This window comes from Nocardiopsis sp. EMB25, from assembly GCF_026797795.1.
GTDB lineage: Bacteria > Actinomycetota > Actinomycetes > Streptosporangiales > Streptosporangiaceae > Nocardiopsis > Nocardiopsis lucentensis.
Window position 1 is genome coordinate 4,146,688 of sequence record NZ_JAMTDN010000001.1, and the last position, 25,450, is coordinate 4,172,137.

21 protein-coding genes are annotated in these 25,450 nt (G+C 71.9%); 14 read left to right on the forward strand and 7 right to left on the reverse strand.

The window, feature by feature from the left end:
- Positions 1 to 31: 31 nt before the first annotated feature.
- Positions 32 to 2,677, reverse strand: a complete 2,646-nt coding sequence (locus KIK06_RS17990) for a phosphoenolpyruvate carboxylase (RefSeq protein WP_268644283.1) — start codon at positions 2,675 to 2,677, stop codon at positions 32 to 34.
- A gap of 252 nt (positions 2,678 to 2,929) precedes the next feature.
- Between KIK06_RS17990 and KIK06_RS17995 the strand changes: the two genes are divergently transcribed.
- From KIK06_RS17995 to KIK06_RS18005, 3 genes are all read left to right on the forward strand, one after another.
- The gene (locus KIK06_RS17995; protein WP_268644285.1) at positions 2,930 to 4,540 is read left to right on the forward strand and encodes an acyl-CoA carboxylase subunit beta; all 1,611 of its coding nucleotides are present in this window, start codon (positions 2,930 to 2,932) and stop codon (positions 4,538 to 4,540) included.
- Positions 4,537 to 4,767 carry an acyl-CoA carboxylase subunit epsilon gene (locus KIK06_RS18000; RefSeq protein WP_268644287.1) on the forward strand — a complete coding sequence of 77 codons (231 nt, stop codon included), beginning with the start codon at positions 4,537 to 4,539 and terminating at the stop codon, positions 4,765 to 4,767. Before KIK06_RS17995 ends, KIK06_RS18000 begins: the two co-directional genes overlap by 4 nt.
- Positions 4,768 to 4,848: 81 nt before the next feature.
- On the forward strand, positions 4,849 to 6,618 hold the full coding sequence (locus tag KIK06_RS18005) for an acetyl/propionyl/methylcrotonyl-CoA carboxylase subunit alpha (RefSeq protein WP_268644289.1): 1,770 nt from the start codon (positions 4,849 to 4,851) through the stop codon (positions 6,616 to 6,618).
- Here the strand turns inward: KIK06_RS18005 and KIK06_RS18010 are convergent.
- The 3 genes from KIK06_RS18010 to KIK06_RS18020 form a co-directional block, all read right to left on the reverse strand.
- Positions 6,615 to 7,574 (reverse strand): IS481 family transposase, encoded by a 960-nt coding sequence (locus tag KIK06_RS18010; protein WP_268644291.1) that lies wholly within the window; start codon positions 7,572 to 7,574, stop codon positions 6,615 to 6,617. The genes KIK06_RS18005 and KIK06_RS18010 overlap by 4 nt on opposite strands.
- Before the next feature lie 579 nt (positions 7,575 to 8,153).
- On the reverse strand, positions 8,154 to 9,239 hold the full coding sequence (locus KIK06_RS18015; protein ID WP_268641589.1) for an IS110 family transposase: 1,086 nt from the start codon (positions 9,237 to 9,239) through the stop codon (positions 8,154 to 8,156).
- 286 nt (positions 9,240 to 9,525) lie between these two features.
- Positions 9,526 to 10,089: a Uma2 family endonuclease gene (locus tag KIK06_RS18020; protein ID WP_268644294.1), complete on the reverse strand. Its 564-nt coding sequence runs from the start codon at positions 10,087 to 10,089 to the stop codon at positions 9,526 to 9,528.
- 519 nt (positions 10,090 to 10,608) lie between these two features.
- Here KIK06_RS18020 and KIK06_RS18025 point away from each other — a divergent pair.
- Both KIK06_RS18025 and KIK06_RS18030 read left to right on the forward strand, forming a co-directional pair.
- A complete protein-coding gene (locus tag KIK06_RS18025; protein ID WP_268644296.1) occupies positions 10,609 to 12,057 on the forward strand; it encodes a dicarboxylate/amino acid:cation symporter in 1,449 nt (482 codons plus the stop codon).
- 156 nt (positions 12,058 to 12,213) lie between these two features.
- A complete protein-coding gene (locus KIK06_RS18030; protein WP_268644298.1) occupies positions 12,214 to 13,482 on the forward strand; it encodes a chemotaxis protein CheA in 1,269 nt (422 codons plus the stop codon).
- A 149-nt stretch (positions 13,483 to 13,631) separates the two neighbouring features.
- Here the strand turns inward: KIK06_RS18030 and KIK06_RS18035 are convergent, their stop codons facing one another.
- The gene (locus tag KIK06_RS18035; RefSeq protein ID WP_268644300.1) at positions 13,632 to 14,276 is read right to left on the reverse strand and encodes an AAA family ATPase; all 645 of its coding nucleotides are present in this window, start codon (positions 14,274 to 14,276) and stop codon (positions 13,632 to 13,634) included.
- 7 nt (positions 14,277 to 14,283) lie between these two features.
- Entirely contained in the window at positions 14,284 to 14,658 is a 375-nt protein-coding gene (locus KIK06_RS18040; protein ID WP_083924021.1) for a TFIIB-type zinc ribbon-containing protein, read from the reverse strand.
- Positions 14,659 to 14,823: 165 nt separating this feature from the next.
- On the opposite strand from KIK06_RS18040, the gene KIK06_RS18045 reads away from it, so the two are divergent.
- The 9 genes from KIK06_RS18045 (at position 14,824) to KIK06_RS18085 (ending at position 23,789) form a co-directional block, all read left to right on the forward strand.
- The gene (locus KIK06_RS18045) at positions 14,824 to 15,441 is read left to right on the forward strand and encodes a PadR family transcriptional regulator (protein WP_017597046.1); all 618 of its coding nucleotides are present in this window, start codon (positions 14,824 to 14,826) and stop codon (positions 15,439 to 15,441) included.
- Positions 15,438 to 16,181: an ABC transporter ATP-binding protein gene (locus KIK06_RS18050; RefSeq protein ID WP_268644302.1), complete on the forward strand. Its 744-nt coding sequence runs from the start codon at positions 15,438 to 15,440 to the stop codon at positions 16,179 to 16,181. The genes KIK06_RS18045 and KIK06_RS18050 overlap by 4 nt, the downstream gene beginning before the upstream one ends.
- Entirely contained in the window at positions 16,181 to 18,928 is a 2,748-nt protein-coding gene (locus KIK06_RS18055) for a hypothetical protein (protein WP_268644304.1), read from the forward strand. Before KIK06_RS18050 ends, KIK06_RS18055 begins: the two co-directional genes overlap by 1 nt.
- Positions 18,929 to 19,192: 264 nt before the next feature.
- Positions 19,193 to 19,534: a hypothetical protein gene (locus tag KIK06_RS18060; RefSeq protein ID WP_268644306.1), complete on the forward strand. Its 342-nt coding sequence runs from the start codon at positions 19,193 to 19,195 to the stop codon at positions 19,532 to 19,534.
- Positions 19,535 to 19,730: 196 nt separating this feature from the next.
- Entirely contained in the window at positions 19,731 to 20,312 is a 582-nt protein-coding gene (locus KIK06_RS18065) for a hypothetical protein (protein ID WP_017597050.1), read from the forward strand.
- Positions 20,313 to 20,605: 293 nt separating this feature from the next.
- Positions 20,606 to 21,025, forward strand: coding sequence for a hypothetical protein (locus KIK06_RS18070; protein ID WP_268644307.1), 420 nt, complete (start codon positions 20,606 to 20,608; stop codon positions 21,023 to 21,025).
- Between the two features lie 33 nt (positions 21,026 to 21,058).
- Entirely contained in the window at positions 21,059 to 22,102 is a 1,044-nt protein-coding gene (locus tag KIK06_RS18075) for a peptidoglycan-binding domain-containing protein (protein ID WP_017597052.1), read from the forward strand.
- Positions 22,099 to 22,725, forward strand: a complete 627-nt coding sequence (locus KIK06_RS18080; protein WP_268644308.1) for an ATP-binding cassette domain-containing protein — start codon at positions 22,099 to 22,101, stop codon at positions 22,723 to 22,725. Before KIK06_RS18075 ends, KIK06_RS18080 begins: the two co-directional genes overlap by 4 nt.
- Positions 22,722 to 23,789 (forward strand): ABC transporter permease, encoded by a 1,068-nt coding sequence (locus tag KIK06_RS18085; protein ID WP_268644309.1) that lies wholly within the window; start codon positions 22,722 to 22,724, stop codon positions 23,787 to 23,789. The genes KIK06_RS18080 and KIK06_RS18085 overlap by 4 nt, the downstream gene beginning before the upstream one ends.
- A gap of 102 nt (positions 23,790 to 23,891) precedes the next feature.
- Here KIK06_RS18085 and KIK06_RS18090 read toward each other — a convergent pair whose 3' ends face one another.
- The gene (locus KIK06_RS18090; protein WP_268644310.1) at positions 23,892 to 25,274 is read right to left on the reverse strand and encodes an NAD(P)H-quinone dehydrogenase; all 1,383 of its coding nucleotides are present in this window, start codon (positions 25,272 to 25,274) and stop codon (positions 23,892 to 23,894) included.
- Between the last annotated feature and the right edge of the window lie 176 nt (positions 25,275 to 25,450).

Genomic DNA, 25,450 nt, shown 5'->3' on the forward strand with positions numbered 1-25,450 from the left:
GGGTGCGGGGGCGCGTCGTATCCGTCCGGGGTCAGCCGGTGTTCTGGAGCCCGGCGGCCACACCGTTGACCGAGAGCAGCAGCAAGCGCTCCAGGTGCTGCTGGTCCTGCTCGGACAGGGAGCCCGACTCCTCACCCCGCAGCGCCTCCAGCGCGCGCAACTGGAGGTGGGACAGCGCGTCCACGTACGGGTTGCGCAGGTCCACCGCCCGCGAGAGCACCGCGCGGTTCTCCAGCAGGCGGCTGTGCCCGGTCACCTTCAGCACCAGCTCACGCGTGCGGTCGTACTCGGCCAGCACCCGCTCGCTCAGCTCCGGCCGACCGCCCAGGGCCAGGTAGCGCTCGGCGATGGTGCGGTCGGTCTTGGCCAGGCTCATCTCCGCGTTGTCCAGCAGCGACGCGAACATCGGCCACTCGCGGTAGGCCTCCTGGAGCACCGAGACGTCCTCGACCGCCGCCAGACCGGTGCCGAGCCCGTACCAGCCGGGCAGGTTGACGCGGGTCTGGGTCCAGGCGAACACCCACGGGATCGCGCGCAGGTCCCCCAGGCCCTTGGCCTTGCCGCGACGCGCGGGCCGCGATCCCAGGCGCAGCTCGCCCAGCTCCTCCAGGGGGCTGACCCGGGAGAACCACAGCGCGAAGTCCTCGGTGTTGATCAGGTCCAGGTAGGTCTCCTGGGCGGCCGCCGCGATGGTGTCCGCGAACGGGCGGAACCGCTCGGCGGCGGAGCGCTCGCGCTCCTGGACGGCGTCGGTGGAGGCCATGAGGACGGCGTGGCCGACCTGCTCGATGTGGCGGCGGGCGATGGCGTGCTGCCCGTAGCGGGCGAAGATGACCTCACCCTGCTCGGTCACCTTGAACCGCCCGCCGACCGAACCCGGCGCCTGCGCGAGCAGCGCCCGGCTGGCCGGGCCGCCGCCGCGGCCCAGGGAACCGCCCCGGCCGTGGAAGAGCGTCAGCCGCACGTCGTGGTCGCGCGCCCACGCCGCGAGTCGGGCCTGGGCGTCGTACAGCCGCAGCGTGGCGCTGACCGGGCCGACGTCCTTGGCCGAGTCGCTGTAGCCGAGCATGACCTCGATCCGCCGGCCGGTCTCGTCGAGTCGGCGCCGGACCTGCGGCAGCTCCAGCATGCCGTCGAGGACGCCGGGCGAGGCGTCCAGGTCGGCGCCGGTCTCGAACAGCGGGATGACGTCCAGGACCGGTACCCGGTCGGCTGGCAGCGCGTGGGCGGCCAGCTCGTACACGGCCGCGATGTCCTCGGCCGAGCGCGTGAAGCTGACGATGTAGCGGCGGCAGGCCTCCACGCCGAAGCGCTCCTGGATCCAGGAGATCACCCGCAGGGTCGCCAGGACCTCCTCCGTGCGCTCGGAGGGGCGCTTCCCGGCCCGCAGCTCGGCCAGGGCCGCGGCGTGCACCTCGCTGTGCTGGCGCACCTCCAGCTCCGCCAGGTGGAAACCGAAGGTCTCGGCCTGCCAGATGAGGTGCTGGAGCTCACCGTAGGCCTGGCGGACGGCACCGGCCTCGACCAGCGAGTCCTGAACGGTCCGCAGGTCGGCGAGGAAGTCGTCGGCGGTGGGGTAGGCCAGGTCGGCGTCGCGTTCGCGTGTGGCGCGCAGCCGTGCGGCTCCCAGCAGCAGCGCCTGGCGGTGCGGTTCGTTGGGCGAGCGCTTGACGACGTCCGACATCAGGTCGGGGTGCCCCGCCCTGGCGGCGGAGAGCGCGTCCAGCAGCGCGGGACTGGCCGGGGTGAGGTTGGAGTAGGCGGTCAGGGTGCGCGCCACGCGGTCGCAGGACCGCTCCAGGCCGCGCAGCACGTGCTCGGACTGGATGCGCACGGCCTCGCGCGTCACCTCGTGGGTGACGAACGGGTTGCCGTCGCGGTCGCCGCCGATCCAGCTGCCGTAGCGGACGAACGGTGTCGCGCGCGGGGGCCGCACACCGGTGCCCTCGGGGTCGATCGCGGCGTCCAGGGTCCGGTAGACCTGCGGGATGACGTCGAAGATCGTCTCGTCGAACGCCGCGAGCGCGGTGCGCACCTCGTCGAGCGGGTCGAGCTTGGTGTAGCGCAGCTGGGACGTGCGCCAGAGCAGGTCGATCTCCTCCAGCAGCCGCCGGTGGGCCTCGGCCGCGGCGCTACTGCCCTCGTGGGCGGCGTGCCAGGCGTCCAGCTGGGCGCTGATGCGCAGGATGGACGTGGACACCGCGCGCCTGCGGGCCTCGGTCGGGTGCGCCGTGAGCACGGGGTGGAACTCCATGCCCGCGACGAGTTCGCCCAGCCGCTCCTCGCCCCCGTCGGTGTCCCGGACCGCGCGCACGGCGGCGGCCAGGGACTCGTGGGGCGGGTTGGCGGCGTCGTCGCGCTCGCGCAGGGCGCGCATGCGCTGGTGCTCCTCGGCCAGGTTGGCGAGGTGGAAGTACACGGTGAAGGCGCGCGCCACCTGCTTGGCGCGCTCCAGGGGCCAGGCGGCGACGATCGCGGTGATCTCGTCGCTGGAGACCGAACCGTCGCGTGCGCCGATCACGGCGTGCCTGAGCTTCTCGACATCGGCGAGAAGGTCCTTGCCGCCGCTTTCGGCCAGGACCGTTCCGAGCATCTCGCCGAGCAGTTTGACGTCATTCCGAAGCTGCTCGGGAACTTCCTGCCGGGCACTGTCGCGTTCTGCGCTAACCGCTGTCATGGGGCCGAGACTACAGAGGGCGTGCCTGCACGGACGCGTTCGGGGGGCGGATTTCGTCGGTTTTGCCAGTGCGTTAACAATTGTGTGCGACGGCGATGAATTCACATTCGGTCACGCGCCAATTCCGCGATCCGCCCGGTTTTCGGCGCCCCTCCCGGGCGTGGCGCCCCTGTGACCTGGGCATGGGTTACTGGTGAGTAACCCAAACCCGGATAGGTTCCTTGGACGTCCACACGACTAACCTGGGGTGTCATGGCCACCGAAGCCCCAGAACCGCTGTCCGCGGCTGAGATCGACATCCACACGACCGCGGGCAAGCTCGCAGACCTGCAACGACGGCGCTACGAGGCCGTCCACGCGGGTTCGGAGCGAGCCGTTGAGAAACAGCACGCCAAGGGCAAGATGACCGCTCGCGAGCGGATCGACGCCCTCCTCGACCCGGGCTCGTTCGTGGAGTTCGACGCCCTGGCCCGACACCGCTCGACCAGCTTCGGGCTGGACCGCAACCGGCCCTACGGCGATGGCGTCGTCACCGGCCACGGGACGGTCGACGGCCGCCCCGTCGCCGTCTTCAGCCAGGACGTCACCGTCTTCGGCGGGTCCCTCGGCGAGGTCTACGGCGAGAAGATCACCAAGGTCCTCGACCACGCCCTCACCAACGGCTGCCCCGTCGTGGGCATCAACGAGGGCGGCGGCGCGCGCATCCAGGAGGGTGTCGTCTCGCTGGGCCTGTACGCGGAGATCTTCAAGCGCAACACCCACGCCTCCGGCGTCATCCCGCAGATCTCGCTCGTCATGGGCGCGGCGGCGGGCGGGCACGTCTACTCGCCCGCCCTCACCGACTTCGTCGTCATGGTCGACGAGACCTCCCAGATGTTCATCACCGGCCCCGACGTCATCAAGACCGTCACCGGTGAGGACGTGTCGATGGAGGAGCTGGGCGGCGCCCGCACCCACAACACCAAGTCGGGTGTGGCCCACTACATGGGCGCCGACGAGCGGGACGCCATCGAGTACGTTCGCACGCTCCTGTCCCACCTGCCCGACAACAACCTCGAAGAGGCACCGGTTCTGCCTCCCGAGGAGGAGCCGGGCGACGAGCCCACCGACACCGACCTGGCCCTGGACGCGTTCATCCCGGACTCGGCCAACCAGCCCTACGACATGAAGCGGGTCATCGAGGCGGTCCTCGACGACGGCGACTTCCTGGAGGTCCACGCCCAGTTCGCCACCAACATCGTGGTGGGCTTCGGCCGCGTCGACGGACGCTCCGTGGGCGTGGTCGCGAACCAGCCCATGAGCTTCGCGGGTTGCCTGGACATCGACGCCTCCGAGAAGGCCGCGAGGTTCGTCCGCACCTGCGACGCCTTCAACGTCCCGGTCCTGACCTTCGTGGACGTGCCCGGCTTCCTGCCCGGCACCGACCAGGAGTGGGACGGCATCATCCGGCGCGGCGCCAAGCTGCTCTACGCCTACGCCGAGGCCACCGTCCCGCTGATCACCGTGATCACGCGCAAGGCCTTCGGCGGCGCCTACGACGTCATGGGGTCCAAGCACCTGGGCGCCGACGTCAACCTGGCGTGGCCGACCGCGCAGATCGCCGTCATGGGCGCCCAGGGCGCCGTGAACATCCTGCACCGGCGCACGCTGGCCGAGGCCGACGACGTCGAGGCCGAGCGCGCACGGCTGGTCACGGAGTACGAGGACACGCTCCTCAACCCCTACTCGGCGGCCGAACGCGGCTACGTGGACGGGGTGATCATGCCCTCCGAGACCCGGGACCAAGTGTCCAAGGCCCTGAAGGCCCTGCGGAACAAGCGCAAGCAGCTTCCGCCCAAGAAGCACGGGAACATCCCGCTGTGAGTGAACCGAAACTCCCGCCACACGTGGTCGTGGTCCGCGGTGCCCCCTCCGACGAGGAGCTCGCGGCCCTCACCGCCGTGCTCAGCGCACGCGCGGCGGCCCGACGCGCCACCGACACCACCAGGGCGACGGAACCGGTCTCCGGTTGGAGAGACCGCGCTCGGAACCTGCGCACCCAGGTCCCGACGCGGCCCGGGCCCGGCGCCTGGCGGCTCAGCACCAGGTGACCACGTCACCCCGATCCATAGACTTTCCGTTGAGCGGACGGCGCGCTCCCGCTCCGTGCCACAGCAGGAGGATTTCCCACCGTGCGTAAAGTTCTGATCGCCAACCGCGGCGAGATCGCCGTGCGCATCGCCCGTGCCTGTCGGGACGCCGGTCTGGCCAGCGTCGCCGTCTACGCCGAACCCGACCTGGACGCCCTGCACGTCAAGATCGCCGACGAGGCCCACTCCCTGGGCGGGTCCACCCCCGCCGACTCCTACCTGGACATCGCCAAGCTCCTGGCCGTGGCCGCCGAGTCCGGGGCCGACGCGGTCCACCCCGGCTACGGGTTCCTGGCCGAGAACGCCGACTTCGCCCAGGCCGTCATCGACGCCGGCCTGACCTGGATCGGCCCGCCCCCCGCGGCGATCACCGCCCTGGGCGACAAGGTCCAGGCCCGCCACATCGCGCAGAAGGTCGGCGCCCCGCTGGTGGCCGGCACCCCCGACCCGGTCGACTCGGCCGCGGAGGTGGTGGCCTTCGCCGAGGAACACGGCGTGCCGGTCGCGATCAAGGCCGCGTTCGGCGGCGGCGGGCGCGGGTTGAAGGTCGCCTACACCCTGGAGGAGGTCGAGGGCGCCTACGAGTCGGCGGTGCGCGAGGCCGTCACCGCGTTCGGGCGCGGGGAGTGCTTCGTGGAGCGCTACCTGGACAAGCCCCGCCACGTGGAGACCCAGTGCCTGGCCGACACCCACGGCAACGTCGTGGTGGTCTCCACCCGCGACTGCTCGCTGCAGCGCCGCCACCAGAAGCTGGTGGAGGAGGCCCCGGCCCCGTTCCTGTCCGAGGCCCAGATGGAGCGGCTGTACGCCTCGTCCAAGGCCATCCTCAAAGAGGCCGGGTACGTGGGTGCGGGCACGTGCGAGTTCCTGGTCGGGGTGGACGGCACGATCTCGTTCCTGGAGGTCAACACCCGCCTTCAGGTGGAGCACCCGGTCACCGAGGAGGTCACCGGGATCGACCTGGTGCGGGAGATGTTCCGGGTGGCCGACGGCCAGGAGCTGGGTTATGGCGACCCCGAGGTGCGCGGACACTCCTTCGAGTTCCGGATCAACGCCGAGGACGCCGGGCGGGGCTTCATGCCCGCGCCGGGCACCATCACCGAGCTGAACCTGCCCGCGGGTCCGGGTGTGCGGGTGGACACCGGGTGCGAGGCCGGGTTCACCGTGCCGCAGGCCTTCGACTCGATGGTGGCCAAGCTCATCGTCACCGGCCGCACCAGGCAGGAGGCGCTCCAGCGGTCGCGGCGGGCGCTGGCGGAGTTCACGGTGGGCGGGATGCCCACGGTGATCCCGTTCCACCAGGCGGTCGTGACCGACCCGGCGTTCGCCCCGGCCGACCCGGACGAGGCGTTCGGGGTGTACACGCGGTGGATCGAGACCGAGTTCGACAACCGCGTCGAGCCGTGGGCCGGCGAGCCCGGCACGGCCGATCCCGTCGAGCGCGAGACGGTGACCGTGGAGGTGGGCGGTAAGCGGATCGACGTGGTGCTGCCCGCCGGTCTGGGGTCCGCGACGGCCGCGGCCCCGGGTGCGGGCGGGGCGAAGAGGAAGCGGTCCGCGCGCCGGGGCGGCTCCGGTTCGGCGGCGGCCAGCGGGGACTCGCTGGTGTCGCCGATGCAGGGCACGGTGGTCAAGCTGGTGGCCGAGGAGGGCCAGCAGGTCGCCGAGGGCGACCCGGTGGTGGTCATCGAGGCGATGAAGATGGAGCAGCCGCTGAACGCGCACAAGGCGGGTGTGATCACGGGGCTGGGTCTGGCCGCGGGTGAGACCGTCGCCAACGGCGCCGTGGTCTGCGACATCAAGGACGCCTAGGTGTACTGACCTGAGAGGTTAGGAACACGGGAGGCGGGAGGGCCGCCGAGTGCGGTGTGGAACCGGTGGTGATTGTAGTGATGCAACCACTGCCCGAACGCCTCCCGCCGCTCGGCCTCGCTGGTGTAGGGGCGGGCGTAGGCCCACTCCTCGACCAGGATGCGGTTGAACCGCTCGACCTTGCCGTTGGTCTGGGGCCGGTAGGGGCGGGTGCGCTTGTGCTTGATCTTCTGGTCGGCGAGCACATCGCGCCAGGCGTGGGACTTGTAGCAGGCCCCGTTGTCGGTCAGCACCCGCTCCACCGTGATGCCGACCGACGCGAAGTAGGCATGCGCGCGTTCCCAGAAGCCGGTCGCGGTCTCCTTCCTCTCGTCGGCCAGGATCTCGCTGTAGGCCAACCGGGAGTGGTCGTCCACGGCGTTGTGCACATAGGCGTACCCGGCCTTGGCACGGTGTTTGCGGCCCTGGGGGCGTCCCAGGACTTTGTGGCCGCCGCCGGTGGGGATGTTGCCGAGTTTCTTGATGTCCACGTGCACCAACTCGCCGGGCCGGGTCCGTTCGTAGCGGCGTACCGTCCGTCCGGTGGCCCGGTCCAGATGCGCCAGGCGGGACATGCGGTGCCGGGTCAGGATCCGGTGCACGGTCGAGGCGTGCATGCGCAGGTGGCCGCCGATACGGGCCGGACCCCACCGGTGGGTGACGCGGAGCTTGATGACGCGGCGTTCGCGTCGGGTGGGGGTGCGCCGGGGCGAGCGGGCCGGGCGGCTGGAGGCGTCGGTCATCCCGGCCGAGCCCAGGGCCCTGTAGCGGGTGGCCCACCGTTTGGCGGTGGTGGGACTGACCTGGAAGCGTTCGGCGGCCCGCCGCAGCGGCCAGCCGTCCTCGACGACGCACTGGGCCAGGAGCAGGCGTCCTGCGGGGGTCAGGCGGGCGTTGGCGTGGGTAGTGTGGGGCATCGAGGGCCTTCTGGTGAGCTGGTGTAGACGTCGCAATCCACACCGATACCGAAGGCCCTCTTGTCGTGTGTCAGCCGGGGTGGGTGTTACCAACCTCCGTGGTCAATACACCTGATATGTAGAGGTTGTTTGTCAAGAGCACAGCGCTGACCAGCGGCGATAGGTGGTGATCTGTCACCGCTGATACCCGCCGTGGCGCTTCCCGGCCTTGTTCGATAGCCGCCATCCCGTCACGCTGAGCTGGAAGTCAAGGTGGAGCGCCCCGAGCTTCAGCGAGGGACGAACGACCTTGACTACCAGCGGGGGGCGTGACGACCCTGGGCGTAGCGAGAAGGCCCCGCGGGCCCGGTATGGGGGTCGGCGGGAGAGCGCAACCCGGTTCGCGTGTCATGCACGACGCGTGGTCAGACTGATATGCGCGGGTTGGATACCGCAGGACGGACTGTTCGGCGGGAACGAAACCACGGTCTAGTAGACGAGCGTGGCCGGAACCGAACCGGCTGCTCATAGGTGTTTCGTGGATTGTTCCTCACGCGGTGTCCCCGGCTGAGCGCTCCCACCGACCGGCTTGGGCGGGGCTCACTCTCGTGCCGTGGCCAGGCTCCAGCACCACCCGGCCAGCTCCCGGGCGATCGCGACCGCCGCGACCACGGGTTTCTTACCGCGCTCGTCCAAACGCCGCCAGCGCTGGTGCAGGCGGTGGTTGCCCGCGTGGGCGCGTGCGCGCACCTGCACGGGTGCCTGCTCCCAGCGGGCGCGCATGTCCCGGGTGGGTCGGCGGTAGGGGCGGCGGTGGTGCCAGGCGGCCTCGACCAGCAACCGGCGCACGTGGGTGTTGCCGGTCTTGGTGATGGGCCCCAGCCTGCGGGAGGAGCCCGAGGAGTGCTCGCTGGGGACCAGACCCACGTAGGAGGCGATGGTGGCCCCGGTGAAGCGTTCCCAGTCGCCGATCTCCACCGCGAGGCCGAACGCGGTCAGTGTCGAGATTCCGCGCAGGCAGCGCAGCCGGGCCACCATCGCCGCCCACTCCGGTTCGGTGGCCGCGGTGATGATGGCCGTGTCCAGCCGGTCACGGCGGGCCTGGGTGAGCAGGACCTGCTCGTGGGCGGCTTCGAAGGCCGCCTGCAGGGCCGGTTCGGTGAAGCGCTGGCGGCTGATCCAGTCGTGGTGGGCCCAGGTCCAGGTGTTCTTGCCTTCCCAGAGCAGGCCCTGGCGCAGCAGGAGCTTGGACAGGCGGTGGCGGGCGCGCATCAGGTCGGCGCGGGCGTCCTCGCGGGCCCGGGACAGGTCCCGGGCCGCTTCACGGGTTGGGGTGGGCACCCGGACCGGGGTGATCTCGCCGAGGCGGAGCAGGCGGGCCAGGTGCAGTGCGTCGCGGGCGTCGGTCTTGATCCGGTCGCCGCTGGGTCGTTGGAGTTTGGACGGGGCGGCCACCACGCAGTCGATTCCGGCCCCGGTCAGGGTACGGGCCAGGGCGAAGCCGGTGGGGCCGGCCTCATAGGTGACACGGACCGGGGTCGTGAGGCCGGTGATCCAGCCGAGGATCTGGGTGTGGTCGCTGGTCAGGCGGGTGGTGATGATTTCGCCGGTGGGGCCGCAGATCGCGCACGCGGTGGTGGTGCGGGCGTGCACGTCCAGGCCGACGGTCGTAGGCTCGAAAGACACCGGGACCTCCCACACATGTAGGCACTACCGTCCAGGTTCTGCCTGGTCGGCAACCCACGGCAACGTGTGAGCGGGGTCCCGGCCCTTTTCGCGAACCCTCACTACATACCGTCTAGCGCCCGGACGCCTAGCGCCCGGACGTCTGAGTCACGGGGGGAGGCGCCGGGGCCGGGGCCTCCCCCCTCGTGTGTCCGGCACCGCTGCCCGCCTCTTCGCGCATCCCGAACAGACAGCTCCCCTTCGCGGTTCCCGGGCCGCTTCCTCCCCGGGTGTCCAGGTCCGTTCACTACCGTTCGGGGCGGGTCAGGTCGATGTCGAGCGGACAGGGGTCGTCGACCCGGAGACGACCCCGGGACACACCGGCGGACATGTAGCACCGGGTGACCGGATCCAGGGCGTACACGTGAACCGCGATCGTTCGGTTCTCCTCCCGCTCCACCCGCCACAGGTGCGGGACCCCGGCCTGAGCGTAGATCCGGGGCTTGCGCTCCCGATCCCTGATCTCGGACTCGGGTGTGACCACCTCGACGACGAGGAGCACCGGCTCCGGTCCGATCCATGTGGAGTCCGGCCCCGTCCGGCCGTCCCCCCGCACCAGCATGAGATCGGGCTCGGGCCGCTGCCTCTCGCCGAGCCTGACCGTGAACTCCCGGTAGACGTACAGGTCGCCCGGGATCTGGGCGTCCATCTGGCGGCTCAACAGTGTCTTGACGGCCGAGTGCCACCGCCCCTGGGGGCTTCTGAGGACCAGGCTGCCGTCGATGAGTTCGGTGTGACGCGGAAGACCGGGGAGGCGGTCGAGATCGTCAGCGGTGAAGCCGTCCGTCGGCGGCATGGGGAGCAGCAGCATGCCATCGAGTTCCGGATCCGGTTGCCCGGGTACTGGTGGAACGGACATGGCGCCCCTCGGTTCGACGGATCACCTTCCGTCACCCATCGTAGCGACCCGCGCCATCCTGTGACGAAGTTATCCACAGGGCCCTTGGGGCGGTCCCACACCCGGCGTGCGCCTCACCACACTCCCGCCCAGTCCTCTCCAGCGAAACCCCCTGGACACGGGCGCTCCGGATGAACCCACACAGGATTCATCCCATGACGCGTATGGAATAAGTAAGGGTTTGACGTTATTGTCCTTGATCGTGACGAACATCTGGGGACTGACGCGACGGTGGCACATCGACCTGTGCCGCCGCGGCTGTCACGCGTGTAGCTAGGTTCACGCGCGCCCGTCGAGGCGCGCGCCGCGCACCCGTCCCGTGTGTCACCCCTTCCCGGTGATACCCCCATCCCTGCCCCGAAGCCGACCCGGCGGTTCCGACCGTGCCGTCGGACCCTCGGCTGTCATCGCCACCCTTCTGGAGTCACCTCCGTGTCCTCGCAGAGTGCCACCGCACGTTCGCGAAATCCGTTCGCACGCATCCCCTTCTCCGTCCAGGTCCTGGGCGGTCTGATCCTGGGCCTCGCCCTCGGTGTCGTCGCCCTCCAACTGGGCACCACCGGCGACGGTGAGCCGAACTGGCTCGCCACGGCCCTCCAGACCGTCGGCTCGATCTTCGTGACGCTGCTGCGCACGATCGTCCCGCCGCTGATCGTCCTCGCGGTCATCTCCTCGATCGCCAACCTGCGCAACGTCGCGGGCGCCGCCCGGTTGGCCTGGAAGACGCTGCTCTGGTTCGCCGTCACCGCCCTGGTCGCCGTCGCGATCGGCATCGGCCTCGGGCTGCTCTTCCGGCCCGGCCTCAACAGCGGCGTGGACGCCTCGACCGCCGCCGAGCCCTCCACGCAGGGCTCCTGGATCGCCTTCATCGAGAGCATCGTCCCGACCAACTTCCTCGGTCTGACGGCGAGCACCTCCGCGGCCGACGACGGTTCGCTGAGCACGTCGCTGTCGTTCAACGCGCTCCAGCTCATCGTGATCGCCGTGGTCCTGGGCATCGCGGCGGTGAAGGTCGGCAAGTCCGCCGAGCCGTTCATCAACTTCACCGCCTCCGCCCTGGACGTCGTCCTCAAGGCCCTGTGGTGGGTCATCCGCCTCGCCCCGATCGGCACCGTCGGCCTGCTGGGCAACGCGGTCTACAGCTACGGCTGGACCACCATCGGCGCGCTCGGCAAGTTCTCCCTGGCCATCTACGTCGGCCTGGCGCTGGTGGTGTTCGTCGTCTACCCGGTGATCGCCCGCCTCAACGGCCTGTCCCCGGTCAAGTACTTCACCGGCGTCTGGCCCGCCGTCCAGCTCGGCTTCGTCTCCCGCTCCTCCATGGGCACCCTGCCCGTCACCCAGCGGGTCGCCGAGCAGAACCTCGGCGTGCCGCGCCACTACTCCGCGTTCGCCGTCCCGTTCGGCGCCACCACCAAGATGGACGGCTGCGCAGCGATCTACCCGGCGATCTCGGCGATCTTCGTCGCCCAGTTCTTCCCCGAGGTCAGCCTGAGCCTGACCGACTACCTGCTGATCGTGTTCGTCTCGGTGATCGGCTCGGCCGCGACCGCGGGCACCACCGGCGCGACCGTGATGCTCACCCTGACCCTGTCCACGGTGGGCCTGCCCCTGGAGGGCGTCGGCCTGCTGCTGGCGGTCGACCCGATCCTGGACATGGGCCGCACCGCCACCAACGTGGCTGGCCAGGCGTTCGTCCCGGCGATCGTCGCCAAGCGCGAGGGCATCCTCGACGTGGCCCGCTACCACGCCCCGCGCGGCGCCAGCGGCTTCGTCCCGCTGGACGAGGAGCTCGCCCGACCCGTCGAGGTGAAGGGCGACGACACGGCGCCGGAGGCGGAGGACGAGGCCGGGGAGCCCGCCACCACCGCCAGGCGCTGACCCGCCCGATCCCGCAGCACACCGCGGCCCGCCGGAGACACCTCCGGCGGGCCGCGCCGCGTTGTGGGGCGAAGGACACGGTGAGACCGTGGCCGTGGCGGGAACTGTGCGGACATCCCGTTCGTCCCTGCTAGTGACGGAGGCGAGAGGAACGACATGCTGCGCCGCTTGGTAACACCCACAGTCCTGACCGCCGGGCTCGCGGCGGCGGTCGTGACCGCCTCGGCGATGCCCGCCGCGGCCGACACCCCGCCCGAGCTGCCCGACACCCAGGACATCGTCGACGAGCTGGAGGGCGACGGTGTCTTCATCGACCCCAGCATCGACCAGATCCCCGCCGCCGACGAATCCGCCCTGGAGGCGGTCGTGGCCGGGTCGGAGGTGCCGGTCTACTACGTGATCCTGCCGACCGGGGCCGCCGGCTCCGACACCGGCCTGAACGCCGTCATGGAGCCGGTGATGGCCGAGGTCGGCGACGGCGCCTACGGCATCCTGGCCGGTTCCGACGCCTTCCGCGTCACCTCCCCCGACATCGAGGACACCGAGGCGGTCCGGCAGATCGCGCTCGACGAGGGCGCGGGGAACCAGATCGACACCCTGGCCGCCGTGCCCGACGCCGTCGAACAGGCCGAGTCCGACGCCGCCTCCGGCGCGGTCTCCGGCGTCGTCCTGCTCGCCGTCCTGGTGCTCGTGGTCGCGGCGGGAGGCTGGTTCGTCCACAACAGCCGCAAGAAGCGCGCGGCCCAGAAGGCCAGGGAACTCGCCGAGATCCGGCAGATGGCCACCGAGGACGTCGTCCGGCTCGGCGAGGACGTCGCCCGCCTGGAGATCGACCTCACCGCCGTCGACGAGGCCACCCGCGCCGACTACACGCGGGCGATGGACTCCTACGACCAGGCCAAGTCCCTGCTCGACACCATCTCCGAGCCCGACCAGGTCCGCATGGTCACCAGCGCCCTGGAGGACGGCCGCTACTACATGAGCGCGACCCGGGCGCGGATGAGCGGCGAGCCGGTGCCCGAGCGGCGCGGCCCCTGCTTCTTCAACCCGCAGCACGGCCCGTCCACCGAGGACGTCACCTGGGCCCCGCCCGGCGGCGCCCCCCGCTCGGTCACCGCGTGCGCCGCGTGCGCGCAGGCCGTGCGGACCGGCGGACAGCCGGACGTGCGCCTGGTCGAGGTGGGCGGTGAGCGACGGCCGTACTACGACGCGGGACCGGCCTACTCGCCCTACGCCGGCGGCTACTTCGGCATGGACATGATGATGGGCATGTTCACCGGCATGATGATGGGCTCCATGATGGGGTCGATGCTGGGCGGCGGCATGATGGGCGCCGGTGACATGGGCGACGTCGGGGACGTCGGCGGTGACGACTTCGGGGGCGGGGACTTCGGCGGAGGCGACTTCGGCGGCTTCGACTTCTGAGGTTCGGGCCCCGACCGCCCACGAACGGAACGCCGACGGCCCCGGGCGCGCGCCCGGGGCCGTCGGCGTTCGCGGCTTCGGTGTCCGTGGCCGTCGGCGTTCGCGGCTTCGGTGTCCGTGGCCGGGGAGACGACGCCCGAGGTCGAGGGTCAGGCCGCCGCGCCGGAGCGCGCGTGCAGATCCTCGACCCACCGAACCACGGTCTCGGCGGTCCGCTCGGGTCCGGTGCCGGTGGTGTCGACGAGGGTCAGCGGCGGGTCGAGGCGGGGCCCCTCCCCCGCGACCCACGCGGCGTAGTCGAGCGTCTCGGCGATCCGTTCCTCGTCCCACTCACGCCAGGCGGGACGGGCCCTCAGCCGTTCGGCGAGGACGTCGGGGTCGCAGGTCAGCGCCAGGTAGTGGATGTCGGAGAACAGCGCGCGCTCGGGGAGGGGCTCGAGCTCCGGGGGGACCACGGTCCCGCACAGCACGACCGGCCGCCCGTTCTGCTGCACCATGGCGGCGGTGCGCAGCCAGGTGGAGCGGAACAGGCGGTGGTGCCCGGCGGGGTCACGAAGACCGCCCACCCACAGCAGGTCCTGTTCGAGCACGACGAAGCGGTCGCGGAGTCGTTCGAGCAGCAGCCCGGCGATGGTGGACTTCCCGGTGCCGCTCGGGCCCGACACGCAGTACAGCGGCAGGCGCGCGAACGGCCGGGTCAGCCCACACGCGACACAGCGCAGGACGGACGCGCCCGCGCTGGTGTCCGGGGTCTCGTTCCACTCCCCGCAGCGCGTGCAGATCAGCGGATGCACGCGCGGCTCAGTCGAAGAGCTCTTCCAGGAAGCTCTTCTTGCGCCGACCGCGGTAGGGCTTGGGCGAGTCCCGGTACCCCCCGTAGCCGCGCGGGGAGTCGGGATAGCCGCCGTAGCCGCGCGGGGAGTCGGGGTAACCGCCCTGGCGGTACCCCGGCGGCGGAGCCTGGGGGTAGGGCTGCGGCGGGGCCTGGTGGTAACCGGGCTGGGGGGCGCTCGGGTCCGGCGGAGGCGGCGCCGCGTAGTGGCGCTGCTCGGCCGCGATGATGCTCTCCAGCTCACCCCGGTCCAGGAAGATGCCCTGGCAGACGTCACACCGGTCGATGTGGACGCCCTGTCGGTCGTAGGTACGCATGGGGCTCTGGCACTTGGGACAGATCACATCGCAAACAGTACCCGCTCGATCGTGAGATCGGCGTAAACGAGGGCGATTCGTATGCGCGCACCAGCGATTTCACCGTGCGTCGCGATCCCTTGACCCGAAGCCTTGCGCGATTAGTTACCGAGTAAGTATCGTGGAGCTAGTTACTCAGTAAGTAGGTGTCTCATGTCAGTCCGCCAGGGGTTCCTCGCCCTGCTCTCCCACGGCCCCAAGCACGGGTACCAGCTCCGCGCCGAGTTCGAGGCGCGCAGCGGTGGCACGTGGCCGCTCAACATCGGGCAGGCCTACACCACCCTGGGTCGCCTGGAGCGCGACGGACTCATCGCCTCCGTTCACGACGACGACCCCGAGGCACCCGAGCGGTACGCCCTGACCGACGCCGGACGGACCGAGGTCGAGTCGTGGTGGAACAGCCCCGTCAAGCGCGGCGCCCCCGCCCGCGACGAACTCGCGCTCAAGCTCGCGCTCGCGGTCACCACGCCGGGGGTCGACGTGCGCGCCGTCGTGGACGCCCAGCGCGCCGAGACCCTGCGCGGTCTCCAGGACTACACGCGCCTGAAGCGGTCGGGCCGCGGGCGGGAGGCCACGGAGGAGGACCCGAACGCGGACCTGGCCTGGGACCTGGTCCTGGACGCGCTCGTCTTCTCGGCCCAGGCTGAGATGCAGTGGCTCGACCACGTCGAGTCCCGCCTGGCACGGGCCTCGCGCACACGTGGCGGAGCCTCCGCGCCCGCGGCCACGCGTGCCCCGGAGGCGGCGCGACGCCCGGAGGCGAGCCGGTGACCGACGCCCCCACCCCCCAGCTGAGTCTGCGCGGCGTCACCCGCGTCTACGGCGAGGGACCCACCCGCGTCGACGCGCTCACCGACATCGACCTCGACGTCGCGCCCGGCGAACTCGTCGCCGTCATGGGCCCGTCCGGCTCCGGGAAGACGACGCTGCTCAACCTCGCCGGCGGGTTGGACACCCCGACCCGGGGCTCGGTCCTGGTCGAGGGCGACGCCCTGGAGGCGCTGACCGCCCGCCAGCGCGCGGCCCTGCGCCGCCGCCGGATCGGCTACGTCTTCCAGGACTTCAACCTCATCCCCTCCCTGACCGCCGCCGAGAACGTCAGCCTCCCCCTGGAACTGGACGGCCTGCCCCCGCGCGAGGCCCGTCCGCTGACCACCGCCGCGTTGGACGACGTGGGCCTGTCCGACCGGGCCGACCGTTTCCCCGAGCAGCTCTCCGGGGGCCAGCGTCAGCGCGTCGCGATCGCCCGCGCCCTGGTCGGGCCGCGGCGGCTGATCCTCGCCGACGAACCGACCGGCGCCCTGGACTCGACCACGGGCGAGGACGTCGTCGCCCTGCTGCGCGACCGCGTCGACCAGGGCGCCGCCGGACTCCTGGTCACCCACGACTCCCGTTACGCCGCCTGGGCCGACCGCACGGTCTTCCTCCGTGACGGCCGGGTCGCCACCTCCACCGGCGGCCGGCTCGGCCTGGAGGCACTGATCACGGCGGACACCGAGGGCGGGGTGTGATGGCGCGCTCCCTCACCGCTCCGTGGCGGGCCGCGCTGCGCCTGGCGCTCCGGGACGCGGCGCGCAACCGCGCCGCGACCGCGCTCATCGCCGCAGCCGTCGTCCTCGTGGTGGCGGGGGCTACCGCGGGGGACGTCCTGCTCCGCTCGATCACCCCGCCCGCCGCCGTCCTCAACCGCATGATGCTCGGCGACTCCGCCCAGGCACGGATCACCTGGCACCTGCCCGGCCCGGTCCAGCAGACGCCGCGCGACGACCTCATGGTCGGTGGCGCGGACGCCGAACCGCCGTCGCCCGAGGAGTACGAGGCGACCCTGCTCGACCTCCTCCCCGAGGGATCGGATCTGGTCCGGGCGGTGACGGGCACCGTGACGGCCCGAAGCGGCGACCGGGCCACCGAGGGCCTGGAGGCCCTGGAGGCCCCCGTCGACGGCCCGCTCGCCGACGCCTTCGCGCCCCTGGAGGGGACCGCGCCCACCGAACCGGGCGAGGCCCTGGTGAGCCGGGAACTGGCCCGACGCCTGTCCCTGGAGCCGGGCGACGGGATCGCACTCGCCGCGGACGGCGGCGACGCCCGTACCGTCACGGTCACGGGTGTGGCCCCGGCCAGTCGCAACCCCGCCCAGGTCGTCCTGGCGCCGGGCACGCTGCTGGACACCGGCGGAGAGCTCGGTACCGCGACCGCGGTGTCGGTGTGGTTCGTGACCGGGTCCGAACCGGTGACGTGGGACCGCGTCCTGCGGATCAACGAGACCGGATCGACCGTCTACAGCCGTGCGGTGGTCTCCGACCCGCCCCCTCCCGCCGAGGTCCCCCTCCTGAGCGGCCAGCCCACCGCGGGCCCGGACACCCGGCTGCTGTTCCTGGGCGGACTCGCCGCCGGAACAGTCCTGGCGTGCCTGGTCATGGGACCCGCGTTCGCCGTGCGCGCCCGCCGCGCCGAGCGTGACCTGGCTCTGGTCAGCGCTCAGGGCGGCGACGCGCAGACCCTGCGCCGGACCGTGCTCCTGGGGGCGGCGGCCGTCGGCGGCGGAGCCGGCGCCGTGGGCGCGCTGGCGGGACTGGGCGCGGCCTGGGCGGTGTCGGCCGGTCTGCGCCACGTCGGCGACCCGGTCTTTCCCTCACTGATCCTGCCCGCGGCGGACCTCGCCGCGTTCTGGGCGCTGGGCGCCCTGACCGCACTGGCCGCCGCGCTCCCGCCCGCCCTGCGCGCCGGGCGGACCGACCCGGTGGCGGTGCTCTCCAGCCGTCCGGCGGCGGCCACCCGGCGGCGCCGCGCGGGGGTCGCGTCCGTCACCGCACTGCTGGCGGCGGTCCTGGCCGGGACGGCGTTTCGGACGGCGACCCCGTGGCTGTTCGTCCCCGCCGCGCTGGTGGCCACGGGGGCTGCCGTGCTGGGCACGCCCCTCGTGGTGACCGCACTGGCCCGGCTGGCCGGACGCCTGCCGCTGGCGGGCCGGCTCGCCCTCAGGGACGCCGCCCGCAACGGCGAGCGCACCGCCATGGCCGCGACCGTCACCATCGCCGCCGTCGCCTCCCTGGCCGCGGTCGCCGTCTTCACCTCCTCCGCGATCGCGCACGAGGGTCGCAGGCACTTCCCCCGCGCGGCGGTCGGCACGACGCTGGTGTACCTGCCCGACGGCGCGTCCGCCTCAACGGCGGACGAGGCCGAGGCCGCCCTGCGCGAGCACTTCCCGGAGAACGACGTCGTCCCGGTGCGGATGATCGACACCCGGATGGAGGTCGCCCCCGTGCCCGACCCCGGACAGCCCTGTCCGGACTGGGCCGTCTGGCCTCCGGAGGAGATACGGACGGAGCCGATCACCGCACCGGTCCCCCTGGACTCCCCCGACTGCGCCCCCATGAAGGCCAACGGCGACCAGAACCGCCAGGTGATGTGGGGCGGCGCGCTGGGGGCCGCGCCCCTCGTGGACGACGGGACCCTCGTCCGCGCCCTGGGACTGCCCGGCGCGGAGGAGGCGGCCGCGGCGCTGGCGGAGGGGAGGGCCGTCGTGACGCGGGACCTGGACCTGTGGCCGGACGGCCACGCCCGGGTCGGATTCCGCCGCTCGCACGAGGAACCCGCCTCCGTCAGCGGCGAGGAGCCGTTCGAGGACGGTCGGCGGGTACGGGTGCCCGCCACCGTCGTGGAGTGGCCCAGCGCGCAGTACGCCCTGATCGTTCCTCCGGAGATGCTGGCGGAGTGGGGAGGCGAGGCGGCCACCGTCGGCCTGGTCGCCGGGAACGGCCCCGCGCCCTCCCGGGCGCGCGCGGACCGGGCCCGCGCCGCCGTGGCCGGGGCCGCCGGGGCGGAGTTGTTCGTGGAGCGCCCCTACTCCTCCCCGAGGACGAGGCAGATGTACGTGCTCCTGGCGCTGGCGGGGGTCGTGGCGGTGGGGTCGTGCCTGGTGGCCGTGCGACTGGCCGCCCTCGACTCCCGCCGGGACGCCGCGACACTGCTGGTCGTGGGCGCCGATCCGCGCACCGGACGGCGGCTCGCGGGCGCGCGGGCCGCGACGACGGCGGGGATCGGCGTGCTGCTGGGCGGTGTGTCGGGACTGGCGGTGGGGGCCGCGGCGGTCCTGGCGGAGGCCTACTTCTTCGGCTACTTCAATCCGGCCTGGTCGATCGTGGTGCCCTGGCCCCTGCTCATGGCCTGCCTCGCCTCCGTGATCGCCCTGGCGACCCTCCTGGCCGCCGCGCTGACCCCTTCCCGACTCGGTGAAGAAAGGCCGATGATCCCATGAATATGGAAACCGAGCGTGGCCGGATCCGGCCATTCGTCACCGAGAGTGACATTCAACGGATCATGGGGCCGGGCGCCACCCACAACAGGGATGCTGATCACCAAAAACAGAAGTCGCGACAATCAGAATCAATCAAGGATTTGATTCACTCAGCGCAGCATAAGACTGCCCCGGCAGGATCCAACATTGACCCGCGCAGGTTAAGAACATATAAATGCGAGTGCAGCGCGCTGTTAGCAACAATCGTCACTCGAAGGGATTTCCATGTCCTCCACGACCGAATTCGTGGGCCTGCGCTCCCGTCTGGCCTCGCGTACCGCCGGGCTGTTCTTCAGCTCCCTGCTCGTGTTGGGCGGCGGCCTGGCCGTCACCGCCCCGGCCTCCGCGGCCGAGGTCGGAGCGGCCGCCTGCTACGGCTACACCTCGGTGAACGCCTCCCGCTCGATCGCGGGCACGGTGACCGACACCTGCGGCATCGGGCGCTCCTGGGCCCGGCACGGACGGTACTACGCGCAGACCGCGTGGACGACCAGCAGCTCCCGCGCCTACGCGGCCGACTACTACGGGGCGACCCCCCGCTACTCCGGCTGGCAGATCGCCAACTAGCGCCGACTAACACCGGAACGGCGTTTCCGGCCAGCACCCCCGATCGGCGGGACCGAGCGACCGCAATTCGCTCGGTCCCGCCCCCACGGCTGTGACGAGGCAGCTGAAAATGCCCACGACACCCGCCCTCGGAGGTGACATGCCACGCATATTCCCTGCCCGAACATTCGCCGTCGCATCTCTTTTCCTACTCTTCATGACCGCGTGCTCCCCGGGCGGAGAAAACGCCTCCGAACCCGAGAACGCCGCGTTGGTCGCGCTCTTCGAACAGTTTCGGGACTCGGCCGAGAACGACTTCGAGCGCGAGGTGTTCGAGCGCGCCATCGAAAACGGCGGACTGACCGCGGACGACTACGAGGAGGCGCATTCCCGATACGTCGAGTGCATGGAGGGACTCGGCTTCGAGGAGACGCACACCAAGCAGCCCAACGGTCTCTATACCAGCGAACCCGTCACCTGGCCCGAGGGCGAGGAGGAGTTCAACGAGTACATGGACCGGAGTGAGGAGTGCGCGATCGGAACCGTCGCCGCGATCGAGGCCGCCTACAACATGCAGCTCAACAACCCCGAGGGCCGCGAGCCCTCCGAGCTCATCGTCGACTGCCTCATCGACCTGGGCGCGGTCTCCGCCGACTACACGGCCGAACAGTTCGACGAGGACTTCGAGGCGTCGTCCGAGTCGGGCTTCGAGGACGCGCCGTTCGACGTGGGCGACCCGGATGTCGCCGACTGCCTGGCCCAGGGCGGTATCGCCATCGTGGGCCCCGAATCCGGATGACCCCGGGCGCCCCGCGCCTGACGGGTGGGACCGAGCGACCGCAATTCGCTCGGTCCCACCCCCACCGACCGCGACGAGGCGAACGGCAAGGGCATGGTACACCCGCCCGCGGAGACGGCTTGTGAGCGTGCGTGCTCCACCGCTCCCTCCCGTCGGCGGTCGAGTCGCCGCCGGGCGCCGAGCAGCTGAGCTCCCGTCGAACGGCTCGGACACGACGGGCCCGCCCGGCGCTCCCGGGCCGTCCAGCCCCACCGAGGACCAGACCGAACCCACGAGGAAAGGTGAAGAACCGCATGAACGCACACCACCGCACCGTCCGCCGCGTGCTCGCCCTGGGCGCGCTGGCCCTGTTCGCCTCCGCGTGTTCCCAGCCCGGGCAGGAACCGGGGGAGTCCACCAGCGACTCGCCCACCGATCCGTCCGCGGCGCCGTCGGCCGTGGAGAGCGCCGTCGAGGAGGACGTCGCCGCCAGCGGCGCCCCCGACGGCCCCGCCTTCGGCGAGGAGTTCCAACCGGCCGTGGACTGCCTGGTCGAAGCGGGCGCGGCCGAGGAGGGCTACACCGTCGAACAGCTCGAGGAGGACATCTTCGGCGGGTTCGGGAGCGGCCTGGTCGACACCGGGCACGCCGAGTTCGACGCCTGCCTCGACCTGACCGGCGTCGAGATCGACTTCGGCGGAGAATCCGGGTCGTCGTCCGACACCGAGGACTGACCACCACCGACCACTCTCCTCCCAGGACGTCTCGTGAAGATCCGACCCAGCGGAACCACCCTCCTGGCCCTGCTGCTCGTCCTCGCGGCGGGTGGCACGGCCGGTTTCCTCCTGCGCCCCGCGGACCCGCCCTCCGACCTGACCGCGGCCACCGACCTCGACTCGGCGCCGGTGCTCGCCGAGCCCTACACCGACGAACGGACCGTGCCGGTGCGGTTCTCCGTCGCGCCCACCCTCGACCTGCTCCTGCGGGGGAACGGAACCCTGACCGCGACCGAGTGCACCGCCGGGGGCACCCTGGAGTCGGGGACGGCGGTCGCTCGGGTCGACGACGAACCCGTCCTCGGGCTGGCCACCTCGATACCGCCGCACCGGGACCTGCGCCGCGGCCACCGGGGGGATGACGTGCGCGCCCTCCAGGACGAACTCGCCCGGCTCGGCCACGACGTCACCGTCGACGGCGTGTACGGGTGGGAGACCGCGCGCACCGTCCGGATGCTGATGGACGACGTCGGATTCGACGACCCCTCCTACAGCCTGTCGCGCGCGGACCTGGTCTGGATGCCCGCCTCGGAGGTCTCCGTCGAGGAGTGCTCCGGCCTGCCCGGGGCAGACGTCAGCCCGGGTACCCCCCTCGCGGCGATCAGCGGCACCCTCGAGTCGGCGCGGATCGAACCGATGCCGCAGACCTCGCTGTCCGGGAAGCGGCAGGTGACGATCAGCGGCTCGACCGGCCCCGTGTCCGAGGACGGCCTCATCGACGACCCCGACTTCCTCCGGGAGCTCGCCGACACCCCCGCCGCGCGGGCGGCCGTCGGCGGTGAGGAGGAGCCGGTCAACGGCGCTCTGGAACTGGTCGAACCCGTCGACGCCTACTCCGTGCCCCCGGGCGCGGTGTTCGACGAGACCGAAACCGGGGGCTGCCTGGCCTCCGGGGACTCGGTGTACGCCGTCCGAGTGGTCGGTTCCTCCCTGGGCAGCGCGATCGTGGTGCCCGAGGAGGGCGTGGAGCTGCCCGAGCGGGTCGACCTGGGCCCGGCGCGCACCGCGACCTCATGTGAGGGGGGCGACGCGTGAGCTCCCTCGTGCGCGCGAACGCTCTGGGGCACCGCTTCCCCGGCGCCCCCATGCTGTTCGAGGATCTGTCCTTCGATCTGCTCCCCGGGCGGATCACCGGTCTGTGCGGCCCTTCCGGCTGCGGCAAGTCCACCCTGCTGTCCATCCTCGCCGGCTGGGTGGAGCCCACGGCCGGAAGTGTGGAGACGACCGCGGTCCACCGCGTCGGATGGGTGTTCCAGAACCCCTACGGCGTCCCCGGCCGCAGCGCGCTCGACCATGTGGCCCTGCCGCTGATCGCGCGCGGCCGCCGGAGGAGGGAGGCGGAGGCCCGCGCCCGTGCGGTGATGGCCGACTTCCGCCTGACCGAGGTGGCCGACCGCCCCTTCCGCCAGCTCTCCGGCGGCGAGGCCCAGCGCCTGATGCTGGCCCGCGCGGTGTGCTCGGCGCCCGACCTCCTCCTGGTGGACGAACCCACCGCCCAGCTGGACCTGCGCACGGCCGAGACCGTGAACGACACGCTGGGCGCGATCGCCCGGGAGGGTGTGATCGTCGTCATCGCCACCCACGACCCGCACACCCGGAAGGCGTGCACGGACGTCATCGACCTGGGCGAACGGATGGCGGGAGCTGGTGCGCAGTGAACGTCCGCGACCTGCTCGGCGAGGTGTGGCGCAACCTGCGGACCGGCACCACCCGGGCCGCGCTGTTCGCCGTCGGCCTGGGGTTGGCGATCGGCACCCTGGCCGTGGCCGACGCGCGCGGCGTGGTCGACCTGCACCGGCGCGCCGACGCCTTCATCGACTCCGGCGCCTCGGTGCGCGTGGTGACCGCGACCGACCACATCGACGGGGCGACCTGCGAGGCGCTCATCGGCCTCCCGGCGGTCCGGGCGTCCGGAGCGCTGGCCGAGGGCGCCCGGCTGCGACTGTCCTCGATGCCCGACCACCCGGTCCCCGTCTTCCACGTCACCCCGCGGATGGCGGAGGTCCTCGGCGTACGCGCGGAGGCGGCGTCCGGGGTGTGGGTGTCGGACCACACGGCCGATCTGCTGGGGGTCGGTCCCGGGCAGGAACTCCGTGCCGGAGGCGAGCCGATGACCGTGGCCGGGGTGTTTCCCTACCCGGACGACGGGCGCGACTCCCGACTGCGCTACGCGGTGGTGGTCCCGGGCGGCACGTCGACCGGCTACGACGAGTGCTGGGCCGACACCCGACCGCCCACCGAGGAGGCCGACGACCTCCTCCTGTGGGCGGTGCGCGCCGAGGCCGACCCGACGGTCTCGGTCAACGTCGCCCAGCTCAACACGAGCCTGGGCGCCACCTTCGACGGCGCCGCGCTCTTCGCCGAGCGGCCCACCCGGTTCGCGCTGCCCGCCGCCGCGCTGGTCGGGCTGGTGCTCGGTTTCGTGTCCGTACGGCTGCGCCGGCTGGAGATGGCGGGCGCGCTGCACGTCGGGGTGTCTCGGCGCGCGCTGCTCGTCGGGACGGTACTGGAGGCGGCCGCGTGGTCCCTGGCGGGTCTGGCGCTGTCCCTGTGCGCCCTGGTCGTCGCCGCCCACGTCGGCAACCCGGCCGACCCCTGGGAGACCTTCGCGGTGGACGTGTGGGGGCCGGTCGGGGCGGTCCCGGCCGTCCTGGCGGGCGCGGTGGCGGCGGTGTCGATGATCCGCGAGGAGCACCTGTTCCGGTACTTCAAGGACCGGTAGCGCGCGGTTCCCGCGGGCCACGGGAGCGGGGTCCGCCGTCGGCGTCCTTGGCCTGACGCCCGGCGGCCCCTGTCCCCGGTCGGGACCCCGTCCCGGTCGCTCCTACTCCGGCGAGGCCAGCATGAGCGAACGCGCCGCCTCGGTGACGCTGCCCGACAGCGACGGGTACACCGCGAAGGTGTGCGCCAGGTCGTCGACGGTCAGGCGCTGCTGGACGGCGACCGACACCGCGAGGATGAGCTCGCTGGCGCGCGGGCCGACGATGACGCCACCGAGCACGATGCCCGTGTGCTGGCGGCAGATCAACTTGACGAAGCCCTCCCTGACCTCGTTCATCTTGGCGCGCGGGTTGGTGTTGAGCGGCAGCGTCACCGACCGGCCGTCGATCCGGCCGCTGCGCACGTCGTCCTCGCTGGCGCCGACCGCGGCCAGCTCCGGGTGGGTGAACACGGTGGAGGCGACCGTGGACAGTTTCAGCGGGGAGACGGCCTCGCCGAGGGCGTGCCACATGGCGATCCGACCCTGCATGGCGGCGACGGAGGCGAGCATGTTGACGCCGGTGCAGTCACCGGCCGCGTAGACGCCCGGCACGGTGGTGCGGGAGACGCGGTCGACCTCGACGAACCCGCCCCGGCCCAGGCGGACGCCGGCCTCCTCCAGGCCCAGCCCCTCGGTGTTGGGGATCATACCGACCGTCATCAGGCAGTGGCTGCCCTCGACCGTCCGACCGTCGGTCAGGGTGACCTGGACGCCGTCGCCCGTGCGCACCACCGACTCGGCGCGGGTCTGGCTGAGGACGGTCATGCCGCGGCGCATGAACACGTCCTCCAGGACCTCGGCCGCGTCGGCGTCCTGGGTGGGCATGACGTGCTCGCGCGAGGAGACGAGGGTGACGTTCGAGCCGAGGGACTGGTAGGCGCTGGCGAACTCGGCTCCGGTGACGCCGGATCCGACCACGATGAGCTTCTCGGGGAGCTCCTCCATGTCGTACAGGTGGCGCCAGGTGAGGATGCGCTCGCCGTCGGGCTTGGCGCTGGGGAGTTCGCGGGGGTGGGCCCCGGTGGCGATGAGGATGACGTCGGCGCGGATCCGCTGGTCGCCGACGGCCACGATGTGCGGGTCGACCAGGCGGGCCTCGCCGATGACGACCTCCACCCCCTCCTTGACCAGACGGGCGCGGGTGTCGTCGGACTGGGCGCGGGCCAGCGCCTTGATGCGGGGGTTGATCCGGCCGGGGTCGACCTCCACCTCGGCCTTGCCGTCGTGGATGTCGTGGACGTTGATGCCGAGGGCGTCCGCCTCGCGTACGTAGGTGGTCCGCGTGGAGGTGGCGATGAGGCTCTTGGAGGGCACGCAGTCGGTGAGGACGCAGGCGCCGCCGATGCCGTCGCGTTCCACCACGGTCACGTCCGCGCCGAGCTGCGCCGCGACCAGCGCCGCCTCATAGCCCCCGGGTCCGCCACCGATGATCACGACCTTCGTCACGCTGCTTCACTCCCTCTTCGGTTGGGCCGCCGCGCCCGTTCCCGGTCCGGGGCGAAAATCGGGCATGGCAGGGCACCACCAGGTTTTTCGCTTGGTTCCATTGTCGTCCATCCCGACCGGAGCAAACCGCAGGCGCCCCCGGTCGACGGGCTCCCGCGTCCGCCGTGGACCGCCTC